Source organism: Bifidobacterium asteroides (assembly GCF_019469425.1).
GTDB lineage: Bacteria > Actinomycetota > Actinomycetes > Actinomycetales > Bifidobacteriaceae > Bombiscardovia > Bombiscardovia asteroides_I.
In genome coordinates this window covers 342,837-355,016 of the sequence record NZ_CP048272.1, presented here as the reverse complement: position 1 = coordinate 355,016, position 12,180 = coordinate 342,837, and the positions used below count along the sequence as shown (strand labels likewise).

The window sequence follows — 12,180 nt, the reverse complement described above, 5'->3', positions numbered from 1 at the left end:
GATGCAAGCAGCTAGGCTGAAGGAGGGGTTCACCTATGACCCCAATGAGGGGATCGTTATGCGACTGTGGCATCAGGATCTGATTCCGTTGCTTCCCAGACATCAGCTGCTGGGCCAGCACCGCGAGATAACTGCGCTGCGAGGCCTGGGCTGGGGTCGGCGGCATGCCACCGTTGACTACGTCTTCCGCCACTGCCCTTACAAGCTCTTTCAATTTCACCTGCTGGTCATGGCAACGATGCGCGAGCGCGGCTACCACCCTGATCCTGACTGGTATGATCCGCTTTACCGTGGCAAGCATTGCCCGCCATACAAGGATTTAACTGCCGTGCCATTGACGGACCCCATCTACCCCGAGCACGATGCAACCTATCTGCAGGAGTGCTTGGAGAACTTGGCTGGGAAAGGCATCCATCTGACCTAAGGCGATCCTCAGGGCCGGCGCCAACTGAATGCTGCAGCCATGCAATTCACTGATGTTTACGGCAATATTTGGGAACAGCCGTTTGAATCCGATTGTCTGCCCAGAGACTGTACTTCGTCCGACAGCCGGTCGGCGGAGCTTTGCCAACCGAAGAGCATCATTGCCGAGTAAGCCTGGCCACCGAAGGCACCAAGAGGGTAACCACCGCCAGCAAGAGCGCCAAAGGCAGCAGCGCCGGCCTGACACCAGTATGGTCTGCCAGAAATCCAATAGCCGGAGGAATGATCCATGAGACCCCGTAGTAAGCAGTGGAGATGACCGAGGCACGCTGGGGTGCCACGGCTGGATCCCTGGTTGCCAAGGTAGTGACAATAGGTACGCCCAGAGCAGCTCCGACACCCCAGATTCCAGTGCCCACAAGGCTGAGCACAAAAGAGGGCGAAAGAGCGTAGACCAGGATGCCCAGAGCCGAGACCAGCAGGGTCAGGGCCAGCGAACGCATGTTCCCCAGTCGCTCGATCAGATGCGTACCCAGCAACCTTGAGATGATCATGGCTGCAGCGAAGATCGTGGGAGCGAGACCGGCTTGAGACTCGGGGACGCCAAAGGCATCGACCAGGCCGATCCCGCTCCAGTCGTTGACGGCGCCCTCGCTGGCCTCCAGGGCTACGTTGATCAGAGCGAGCATGAGAACCAGGGCATCGCCCCAGGCCGCCAGCTGCTTGCCGAAAGCGGATGATTGCCCTGAACCCGCCTGCTGATCCGAGCATCCTTCGTCAGCGCTGCCCTTATAATCCCCTAGAGGCTGAGCCGGGCAGAGCAGGACGCAGGAGACTACCAAAGCCAGGCTGATCAGCGCATTGACCGCCAGGTGAGTGCCGATGGCCACGCCCAGATGAGACAGGAACGAGCCTATTCCCAAGGCAAGAAACATGCCCAGGCTATATGAGGCATGGAAGCGCGGCATTATGGACCGAGAGGAGAATCGCTCCACTGCGCCGGCCTCGACGGTGTTGACCGTTCCCCAAAGGCTGATCCCAGCCGAATTGAAAAGCAGGCCCAAAACCACCCCAGGCGCTGAGCGCAGGGTGACGGCCAGGGCCGCGATTAACATGCCCAGGCACCAGGTAGAGGCTGCCAACAGCATGGCCCGGCGCACGCCCAGTCGATCGGTCAGAACCCCTGAGACCAGTATGCCAACCAGAGCGCCACATCCGCCCAGGATAGTCATCAGAGCCAGACCCGAAGGCTGCAGACCGAGGCCGGCCTTGACTGTTGGCAGTCGAGAAATCCATGCCGAAGTGCCGATGCCCATGATGATGAAGAACCCGTAGACAGCCGACCGCTCGCGCATTCCGTGACCCTGAAAATCGGCCGCCGGTGGCTCACGATGATCCCGTTCGCTCATGCGGGCCTCCCCACTCTGTTCACAGTTGACCCTTTTCTCCGGAGGCGCACAGCAATAGCGGAATCCTAGCCAATGATTTTGTATACTGTTCCATATCACTATTATCGGTTGACTCGAAAAACATCGTGGATAGTTGGCCGGATGACCTCAGGGGGATGCCTGGCCCCATGCCCCAGGCGATCGTCGGCGCTCAAAAGGAGAAACGTGGCAAAGGGTAATTTGAGCGGAAGAGTCCTGGCCGGCCTGATAGCTATGGCCATGCTAATACCCGCCATTGCTATAGCCGGCAGTGGGCAGACCGCTGAAGCCCAGACCACCGCCTCCACACCGCTATCGGCAACAACGCGTAAGCAACAGGCTGGAGACAACAGAAAGACATCAGACAAGAGCAATCGAGTCCAAGCTACGGCAACCATTCAAACTTCGGCACCCCAATCAGACATAACTAAATCCGACACAGCCCGATCCACCTCTCCCAACCAGACTGCATCCATACAACCAAGCAACACAACGAGTGCCAAATCAACCCTCAATGACATGTTGGATACCGACAATGCCAGAGTCACCTCAATAAAACAGACCTCCCGCAGCACCGGCACCGCACCTTTTGACAATGACAATGCCCCCGGTGATGACCGCGATGCGGACAATGACATCGTGCGCTCTTTCGATACAGCGATATATGACTTTACCTTCTCTGTGAACTCCCTGAACGATACGTCTTACCGACAGGCTCGGATAGGCTTTCAATTCACGCTGAATCAACCTAAGAAACTGATCACTTTTGATCAGGACTCCATGCCATGGATAGACAATACGCCCGGCTATGAGCCCAAGCTAGAGCAAAAAAGCGTCAACGGTCAAACCACTCAGGTACTTACCGCTTACAGGCTCCTCACCGCTACATCGAACTCAGCTAACGTCATCCCAGGCACCTCAAGCGTCTCCCTGGTCCTCCAGGTTCGGAACATGGCCAATGGCAGCAGTTTCGCCCCCGAGGTCCAGGCCTGGTGTGCCCACGATGCCACGACCAGGACCGAACCGGCTTCTGCTGCATCAGATCCGGTGACCGTGTCAGCCAAGCCCAACCTCAACCTGAGAATCACCGGCGGAACCAACGAGGGCTCCGGTAATCAAACCTTTGACTTCGACACCCCAGCTGCCCATAACTACATCAATCATGAGCTGGGCAAAAGCAAAGGGATCATCAGCAAATTCAACTGGGCAGTTGACATGCGCTGGCCTGATCGATCCAAGGGCCTCAGAGGTCTGGAAGTGCCCACCGGCCCCATAACCTTCTCCATCTCTTTGAGTAACCTCTGGCAGACCAGCGGTGGAAAGGCCTTTCCCAAGATCGAGGACCTTCAGCCTTACTTCTGGGACATCGGCACCATTGACGGCGACTTCAACAACAGCGGACGCAACACCATCAGTCAGGGCTGGAGCCCCGCTTTCAACAACTACGACTACGCCCGCTCTACGGGTGGCCAGGCCGGGAAAGACCGCGTCCAAGGCAACGGTAAATACACGGTAGCAGAACACCGCAGCGATCAGGGTATCGTGCTGGATTTCAGTGTAGATGACTACCGGACAAACGACCCTTTCCCCAAATTTGGACATACCTATGCCTCAGATAGATGCACGACAATCTTAGCCTCAACCGACTGCTCACAGGTGGAAGTGGCCGAGATCTCCACCGGCTACCTATACGTCTTCAACCCTTCCACCGTCCAAGGCAAGGACGTGGCCAATTACTATGACCAGTCCGGCCTCAGCCTGCAGAGCCAAGTCAATGACGGTCGACTGAGGGCGACTTCGATTTCTGGACAGCAACTGCCTACGGTTTCTGACCCCAAGGATGTATCGAACCAGGCCGTCCAATCCGATGACGAGTGGCACAATGTCATCTTCACACAGGCCTCCGGCACCTGGAAGCCAGGCATCAGCAACATCATTCAATACTCTTGCATGTCTGCACCCAACTACTTTGACAACGGCGTAGACTGCGGTTGGTGGGATGCACCCGACAACAAGCAGGGGACCGACTCAGCAGTGGCAGGAACCCGAGTACGGATCATGGCTGGTTTCAACGCCAAAACCAGCAAGGCCGATCTGCCGCTGCTGGCCATGTCCCTGGTCAAGATCGATCCAAACGTCCTCGAATTGCCGAGCCCCAACCAAAAACCCCCTGAACCGAACCCTGGACAGGATCCCTCTAACTTTATAGACCCTGTCCCCGAAGACCACGATCATTACCACAATGAATTGGGACTGCCTTGGCAGGGCAACGGCGTCTGGCAGAATGGCCAGGACAACACATTCGGCAATTCTTACCAGAATCTGACCATGGTCTTGTACGCAACCAAACGCGACGGTGGAACCTGGAACAACGACCAGGAGCAAGCCGATGCCGACATGAAGGATTTGAACTTCTACAAAACCCCAGATGAGGCGAGAAAGCACGGCACCATTGTGGGCATACTGCTGGGTGCCCGCACCGCTGCCTCTAGCAGCTTCGTTTACGACGACAACAACAAGAACAAGAACCCTCGGTACGGCTTTGGCGGATTTGTTGCCAACGTGCGCGCCGACGCTAAAGAAGGCTCGGTGGCCCAGCTGACATCAGTTTCACACGCTTTCACACGTAGCCAACTAGCAAATCTATCCGGTTTAGACCCCGAAAACTCCAGCGACCAGGACTGGGAGGATTGGGCAGAAAAGCAGAATCCATACAATCTGTCCCAAAACCTCTCTCCTGTCTTCGCAACATCCACCGGAGGCTATACAAAGGCTCACTATGATCAAGCCAAAGGTTACCTAGGCGGCGACACCGGCGGCAACGAACACGGCGACAGCCTCTATGTAGCCGGCGAAGCCAGCACCATCTCCAATACCGTGGCACAGCGAGGCGCAAATTCCGACCCAAAAGGATCCTTCGACATAGACCGTGATCAGCGGTATGTCGACTGGCGGCTGACCATCAACACCGGCACTTCGGCCTCCCAGGCCAACAAGGTTGCCAAAACCGATCTTTACGTCACCGACGTGCTGCCGGCCAAACTTCACTACGTCCCCGGCAGCGCCAGACTGGGAGGCACCTATACCGAAGGCACACCTGAAATGGGACATATTGAGGGTGGAACAGTCTGTGAACCCTCGGTGAGCACCACTGAAAACTCCGGTGAGACCAAGCTAAGCTGGACACTGCCCGACATACCTGTAGATGGCAGCAACCACGTCATCTATTTCTCAGCCTCCATCGGAGACCAGACCGACCCAGGCAAAGACGTCGTCAGCCCCTACGAGAATCTGAAGACCCGTGCCGAAGTCCAATCAAAGCATAACATGTCAAACCCAAGCTCTTTCATGAGCACTGTCAGCACCTCGACCATTCGCGCTGTGCGCAATAATGCAACCAGCCTGTCCACCTCGCCCCAGCAAGCCATCAACGAGACCGGTGACCCTATCGGCTTCACCAACATGCTGAGCAATACTGCCGGCAGTAGCAAGGTGTATCACTATGCCGTCGACATCATGCCCTACCCTCATGCGAGCGGCAATCCCAGCAAACCCGACTTCCAAGGTAGTTCAACTCTCACCGATATGAGCGTGAAGCCCCTAGGGGTCGATCTGAAAAACATCCACATATACTACACGACAGATGCTCAATGGCAGGTGAACGACACCGCTTCCATAACACCCAGTACATTCCAAGACTGGTCCAAGGCTGAATTGGACCAAACTACAGGCAAAGTGAGCTTGCCCCCAGTTGTGACCGCCTGGGCTTTCATGGTCGATGGACAACCTGGACAATTCCGTTGCGACATCACCTTCCACATAAACCCCGGAACAAACTCCCCCGGCAATCTTTACCGGAACCGCTGGGGCAACGCACAGAATCAAATGTCCACCCAGGCCGTAGTGGCTCAGCGTTCTGTCAGCGGCATAGTCTGGTACGACTTCAATGGCGATGGGATCCGCACCGCCGATGACCCCTTGCTAAGCGGCGTCAGGGTGACCTTGCTTGACAACCAGAATAATCCTGTCAGATCGGTTGTAGCCCCCTATGATGATCTGAGCACGAAAACCAATGCACAGGGCAGATACAACCTGACCAATATACCTGCCGGACAATTCCATCTCAGGTTTGATCCGGCTGATGGCACTGACTGGAGCCATCTAAACACCACCACTCCGCAAGCTGACAGAGCTACCCAGAGCGAGAACTCTTCCGCCCGTGATCTTGCGGAAGGTGGGATCTTGAAAGCAGCCGTCATCGAGCTGGACGATTTCGAGCAGGCTGCAGAGATGGGCGCCGCTAGCCAGTCCCAGGACTTCAACAACTGCGGCCTGAAGGGGCTGATGAGCGCCGATCAAGTGGAAGCTGACATCCAAGTACAGCTTCAAGGCCGAGACTGGCTCGACAGTGATTCCTTCACCCTAAATGTCGAGCCCATGGATGAAGCGCCGGCTGCGGCCCTGCCTGAGCAGATTGACGCAACGGCCGAACATAAGGAACTCCAAGTGCCTGTCAAGATGGAAGCCTTCCCCAGCGACGGCACCTACCAATACCGTGTGAGCCAGGCAATCGGCAACATACCTGGTCTGACCTATGACAAAGGCAACGCGATACTGACCATCACGCTGAAAACCAATGCAGGTCAGTTGCACCGGACTGCTACTGCAAAGTGGACTGACGACAAGGGTCAGGAGATGACCAAGGCCATCTTCACCAACCGCTACCAGGCACAGCCGGCCACGCCGGATAAGCCAGATAAGCCCAACGACCCCGGCAACTCTGGCGAGCATGACAAGCCGAATCCGCCGGTGGAACCGAACAAACCAGGCGAGTCCGATCATGCACCCAGCAAGCCGGATCAAGCCAGCAATAGCCAATCTTCTGATGACCAAGCAAAGTCATCTGCAGGTTCCCAAGCCCTGGCCGCCTCAGGCTCAGACATAATCTTGCCTGCAGCGCTGACTGTCGGCGCTGCCGTCCTCGGCCTGGCACTGATGTGCCTGTTTCGGCATCGCAGGGATCAGGATGCTGACTTGGGCTGATAGTTCCCCGCATACGAGCACAGCTGGACCTATTCTTCGTTAGTGACAGGCACCCATGGCGAACCTCACGGTTCCCTGCACCTATCTGCAGGCGAAATTTGGTATTCTTGCAAGTGGAAGGAATCTTGCATCCAGAGGTGACCGTCGACGATGGATGGTCACCTGAACGGTCATGGCCCTGCATGGTCATGATGTCGATTGTCACACGTGCAGGCCGTCAGACAGAAAGGTCAGTCATGGCAGACGATACAGTCATTGTTGTTGATACTTCCATGTTCGAAAAAGATGCCGCCGCGAAGACCGCCAAGGCCAACGATGTCGCCCGCAAGTACGGCATCAGCGACGAGGCCCTCAAGAAGGTCGAGGATTACAAGGATCAGCTGAGCTATCACCAGGCATGGGATCTGCCATTCCTGGGCTACGTGGACGAGGACGGCTACGGATATGCCTATGTACCCAACAAGGCTGTCGCCGCCGATGGATGGGATGCTCATAAGGCTTTCCTGGACCTGCCTGATGATGTCCAGACGGCCTTCGCCATCCGCATGCTCTTCACTCACCGCGACATCGACCGCCACGGTGCCGAGATGTTCCTTCACCATGGCCGCGGGCTGACGGTCCGCTTCCAGGAACCCACCTCAACCAGCTACTGACCTTGAGCTGACCGACTCACTCGGCCCTCGGTCCTGTCCTCCTGACAGAACCGAGGGCTTTTCCATGCCGACGATCAAGGCAGAAGCCCCATCCAGACAGGCGCCAGCACACCTATGCAGGCTCCGATGATCGGACCGACAAAGGGTATCCAGGCGTAGCTCCAATCCGCATCCTTCTCGCCGGACATGGGCAGAAGACAGTAAGCCAATCGGGCGGAAAAGTCACGCGCAGGATTCATGGCCGCGCCCGAAACCCCGCCCAGGGCCATGACCAGAACCGTGATGACCAGAGCCACGCCCAAGGGCCCGACCTGGGTAGGCGTCCCCCCATTCAGGAAAACCCAGGTAACGAGGATGGCCGTGCCGATGGCCTCCGATGTCAGATTCCAGAAATTTGAACGTATAGCAGGCTTGGTGCAGAAAACCATGAGTTTGGAATCTGTATCGGTCGGAAGTTCGAAATGCTTGCGAGTACCCAGGTAGCCCAGGCAGGTGCCAAAGAAAGCCCCCAGGAACTGGGCGGAGATGAAGATGGCCACATTGGCCAAGGTTACGGGAATGCCGCCCTTGCCCATGGCCAGGCCGTTCAAGGTCGCTTGTGGATCAATCCAGTGGCCGACCACCCTGGCCAGGGTCACGGCCGGATTGAGATGGCCGCCTGTTCTCCACCCCACATATACGCCCACATAGACAGCGAGGCCCCAGCCCAGCGACGCGTTGATCCAGTCGGCTCGATAGGCCCCTGTCTTGGGGAGCGACCTGCTGGCGGCGACCATGACCGCGATGGCCATCATAAGGGCTGTGCCCATGAACTCTGAGCAGAACATCTGCACACCGCTGATCACGCTCTTCCCCCCAGCTTCCTGTCATCAAAGGAGCTGAAGACGGCCAGGCTCCCATAACCCGAATAATCGACTGCTGCCAAACCTGGAAACCGCCGAAGAAGCAACCGTCAACCTGCTCATGCACGTAGTCTTTCGATTCGACTACCGCATCAAGAATAACCGGAACCGTGGCCCAAAGGCCTCGCCATCGACGATGCCGCTACATTCAAGACCACTGACTAGCAGATTCAAGCAGATTCATATCCAGACGCGATCAACCCAGCAGGGCCAGGAGGTCCTTTCTGTTCAGCCTGGCCACACCGGCGGCGCCAGTGGAGGCGGCCGAATCGACAAAACGCGAGGCCAGGTCGCTCTTGCTGTGCTGCAGATTGAGGATGCGTTCCTCGATGGTGCCTTTGGCTACGATCTGGTAGACGTTGACATCCTGGGTCTGGCCGATCCGGTGGGCGCGGTCGTTGGCCTGCTCCTGGGCGGCGGCGTTCCACCAGGGGTCCGCATGGACCACCACACAGGCTCCAGTCAGGTTGAGCCCGGTGTTGCCGGCTTTCAGGGAGATCAGGAAAACCGGCGTAGCATCCCTATTGAACTGTTCCACCAGCTCCAGCCGACGCTTCTTTGATGTGGCGCCGGTGATCAGATCGTAGGACACGTCCAGCCGATGGAGCCGCTGGGCTATCAGGTCAAGGTAGGAGGTGAACTGGGAGAAGATCAGCATCTTACGTCCGGCATCCTGGCAAGAGACCACCAGATCCTCGATAGCATCCAGCTTGGCCGAATCGCCGCGCCGGTCCCGGCCTTGATCCTGGTAGACCAGACGCGGATCACAGCACACCTCCCGCAGCCTAGTCAGCTGAGCCAAGACCTGAATTTTGCCAACCTCGTACTCCTGATCCTTTTCCTTGTTGAGGGCAGCCCTCAGCTCCTGTTCCAGGGCGGCATAGAGCTTGCGCTGACGACCCTGCAAGGGCACGCTGATCACGTTTTCGATCTTTTCGGGCAGATCAGTCAGCACCTGTGACTTGAGTCGGCGTAAAATGAAGGGTCCCACCAGGGCCTGGAGCCGGGACTGGGCATCCTGGTCGCCGCTGAGTATGGGCATCTCGAAGCGGTCCCGGAAACGGGAGTAAGGGCCCAGCATCCCAGGCATCAGGAAGTCGAAGATGCTCCAAAGCTCGGACAGCCGGTTCTCGATGGGCGTGCCAGTCAGGGCGAACCGGTGCAGGCTGTCCAGAGCGCGTACAGCCCGGGCGGCCTTGGTGGCATGGTTCTTGATGTATTGGGCCTCATCCAAGACCAGGGCATACCAGGGCAGACCGCGGTACCGGTCCAAGTCCCGCCTGAGCAGATCGTACGAGGTGATCAACAGGTCGTAGGACCTCGCCTGATCCAGCAAAGCCTGACGCTGGCTGCGCCCCCCAGCCAGGACCCCCACCCGCAGACCAGGAGTGAAGCGGCGGCACTCGGCCTCCCAGTTGTAGACCAATGAGGCCGGGCATACGATCAGCGAGGGTCCCCGATCCTTGGCCTGATCCTGACGGGAGAGCAGGTAAGCCAGCATCTGTATGGTCTTGCCCAGACCCATCTCGTCGGCCAGGACACCCCCGAATCCGCGGTCGCTCAATGTACATAGCCAACGCAGCCCCTCCGCCTGATAGGGTCTGAGCCGCCCGCGCAGACCGTCGGGGACCCTGAACCCATGGGGATCGGGCTGGTGTTCCTTCAGGTAATCACGGAAGCTTGAATCGCGGTCCTGCTCGGGCACCAGCGCATCCAGGTAGCCGAGCTGGAATTCAGGCACCCGGACCGGCCCCTTGGCCAGATCGGCTGGATTGATGCCCAGGTCTTCGGCCAGGGTGTCCACAGCCTCTGTGTTCAGATCAGCCAACTCGACGAAAGCCCCGTTGCGCAGACGATGGAAGCGCCGCCGACGACGGTGGTCGGCCAGGATGGCGGCGGCCTCCTCGGGCCGTACTTCGTCAGCGATGGGCGAGATCTCGACCAACCCGGAACGCACCCGCACACCAACACGGATCTGCGGATGAGAGACGACACTGAGCCCGTCAAAGGCCGGCGTGGAGAAGACCCGCCCCAGCCCTTTGAGCACAGGCAGGCCCCTGGTCAGCAGGGTGTGGATGGCTTCCTCGTTCTCCTCGGGGATGCGTGCCAGCCCCTCCTCCATGAGAGGGAAATAACGGCGGACCGTCTGCCGGGCCAGAGACTCGTTCTCCCGATCCCTGCCGGTTTCATCCTCGGAGCCGGGATCAGCGGCGACAGACAGAAGACGATCCCCATACCGGGCCTTGAGATCACAACTGACCCCCTGCCGGTCCCGGTCCAGGTAAAGCTCGATCCTGCAGGGCGGACGCCGTCGGGCATCCAGCTCCTCGGGCAGGCTGGCGGAGAGCCCGGATCCCTCCTGGGCGCCCTGATCCAGGTCGGGCAGCACGGTCCGGACGAACAGGTCCAGATCATCGGCATCCAAGTGCAGATCCCGATTCTCGCCAGGGCGGCAGAGGGTCTCCAACAGGTCCCGATGACGCATGAAACGTGCACTGCAACGGTGGATGACCGGCCCCGGATCCAGTCCGGAGCCGAGCTGCGAGGGACGCACGATGACGAAGGAAAAAGCCTGGCCTACGATGAAGCGCTCCACGCCCAAGGCATGGGTTATACGGTAACCGTCCGCCTCCTTGCTGACTGCGATGCCAGTGTCCGGGTCCCCGTCGACCACTGGGGCAGGCATGGTCTGCAGGAAGGAATCCTCGGGAGGCGTGTAGTCCAGGGTGAGCCCAGAGTCCACAAACAGGTCGAGAATCTGCGCCACCTCGTCGTCGCTGAGCCGGATCCCAGCCAATCCTGCGCGTGTAAGACGGCGGCGCATGCCCCCCTGCTGTTCGGCCAGGCTGCGGCGGATGGCGCCGGCTCTTTCCAGAATGGTCAGCAGAGCCTGGGCCCGGTCATCAAAAGTGTCACGAGAATGGATGAAAGCCAGCCGCCGCCCATAAGACAAGAATTCGCCCTGGTCCACGGCACGCAACAAGGCCGGCAGATCCTTGACCAGGTAGGCGACCCCGTGGGAGGACAGGATGATATGCAGACGGACCAGCCAGCCTCCGCGCTCGCTGGTCAGGTCGGGGATCAGCCCGACCGAACCGATGGGCAGGTGACGGCCGCCGACCGGCCCGTTCTCCTGTTTGAGCAGGCTCAGCTGGCGGTCGCGAAAGGCCTGCCGTCGCCGACCCTCCTGCCGGTGCATGTAGGCTGCCAGAGGTCCTGAGGTCGACCGGGCGGACCGGGATCGACCCTGGTCGCCGGCCCAGTCGTCCGATCCTGCAAAGACCTGGCTGGACTCGTTGTAGGCCATGATCAGGGCGACTACATGCTTGCATGCAGGACCTTGGCGCCCAAAGGCCCGGCAGGTGCAGGAGGAGTCGATGACCCGATGGGCCTGCTCGTCCAGCCGAGCCTGAACCATGCAGTCGCCATCCGGTTGATAAGTGGCGGGCACACGCCCCTTGAGAACGGTCAAAGCCCCCAGGTGCCGCAGGCGCAGGTCAGTAAAGCGGCGGTCATCCAGCAGTTGATGGGCACGGAAGTAGGCCTTGCCGCCCAATCGACGCAGAGCGGCGTCGGAGATGGTGTCCGGGTCGCCGAAGGTCCGTCCCTCTTCATCGCCCGGATCATAGAAGCCATGGCCTCCTGAGCCAGCGGCTCTTGACCCGTAGACCGCTGCATGCCAATCCACACGCACCCTCCTTATGGCTTCTGACGACCATTCCCGAGCATAAC

6 protein-coding genes are annotated in these 12,180 nt (G+C 58.8%); 3 read left to right on the top strand and 3 right to left on the bottom strand.

Features of this window, described 5'->3' with window-relative positions; all coding sequences use genetic code 11:
- Position 1: 1 nt before the first annotated feature.
- A complete protein-coding gene (locus GYM67_RS01270) occupies positions 2-424 on the top strand; it encodes a TIGR02328 family protein (RefSeq protein WP_258561532.1) in 423 nt (140 codons plus the stop codon).
- Between the two features lie 157 nt (positions 425-581).
- On the opposite strand, the gene GYM67_RS01265 is transcribed toward GYM67_RS01270, so the two are convergent.
- Positions 582-1,832 carry an MFS transporter gene (locus GYM67_RS01265; protein WP_220236769.1) on the bottom strand — a complete coding sequence of 417 codons (1,251 nt, stop codon included), beginning with the start codon at positions 1,830-1,832 and terminating at the stop codon, positions 582-584.
- 537 nt (positions 1,833-2,369) lie between these two features.
- Between GYM67_RS01265 and GYM67_RS01260 the strand changes: the two genes are divergently transcribed.
- Together GYM67_RS01260 and GYM67_RS01255 are read left to right on the top strand one after the other, a co-directional pair.
- Complete coding sequence (locus tag GYM67_RS01260; protein WP_220236768.1) at positions 2,370-6,893, top strand: SdrD B-like domain-containing protein; 4,524 nt, start codon at positions 2,370-2,372, stop codon at positions 6,891-6,893.
- A 236-nt stretch (positions 6,894-7,129) separates the two neighbouring features.
- Complete coding sequence (locus GYM67_RS01255) at positions 7,130-7,546, top strand: glycerophosphodiester phosphodiesterase (RefSeq protein WP_220236767.1); 417 nt, start codon at positions 7,130-7,132, stop codon at positions 7,544-7,546.
- 74 nt (positions 7,547-7,620) lie between these two features.
- Here GYM67_RS01255 and GYM67_RS01250 read toward each other — a convergent pair whose 3' ends face one another.
- Both GYM67_RS01250 and GYM67_RS01245 read right to left on the bottom strand, forming a co-directional pair.
- The gene (locus GYM67_RS01250) at positions 7,621-8,391 is read right to left on the bottom strand and encodes an MIP/aquaporin family protein (RefSeq protein ID WP_220236766.1); all 771 of its coding nucleotides are present in this window, start codon (positions 8,389-8,391) and stop codon (positions 7,621-7,623) included.
- Positions 8,392-8,644: 253 nt separating this feature from the next.
- Positions 8,645-12,136 (bottom strand): SNF2-related protein, encoded by a 3,492-nt coding sequence (locus GYM67_RS01245; RefSeq protein ID WP_220236765.1) that lies wholly within the window; start codon positions 12,134-12,136, stop codon positions 8,645-8,647.
- Positions 12,137-12,180 lie beyond the last annotated feature (44 nt).

Bases quoted from the DNA above. Each gene is read 5' to 3' on its own strand.
- GYM67_RS01270 (WP_258561532.1), top strand. From the start codon at position 2: ATGCAAGCAGCTAGGCTGAAGGAGGGGTTCACCTATGACCCCAATGAG.
- GYM67_RS01265 (WP_220236769.1), bottom strand. From the start codon at position 1,832: ATGAGCGAACGGGATCATCGTGAGCCACCGGCGGCCGATTTTCAGGGT.
- GYM67_RS01260 (WP_220236768.1), top strand. From the start codon at position 2,370: ATGTTGGATACCGACAATGCCAGAGTCACCTCAATAAAACAGACCTCC.
- GYM67_RS01255 (WP_220236767.1), top strand. From the start codon at position 7,130: ATGGCAGACGATACAGTCATTGTTGTTGATACTTCCATGTTCGAAAAA.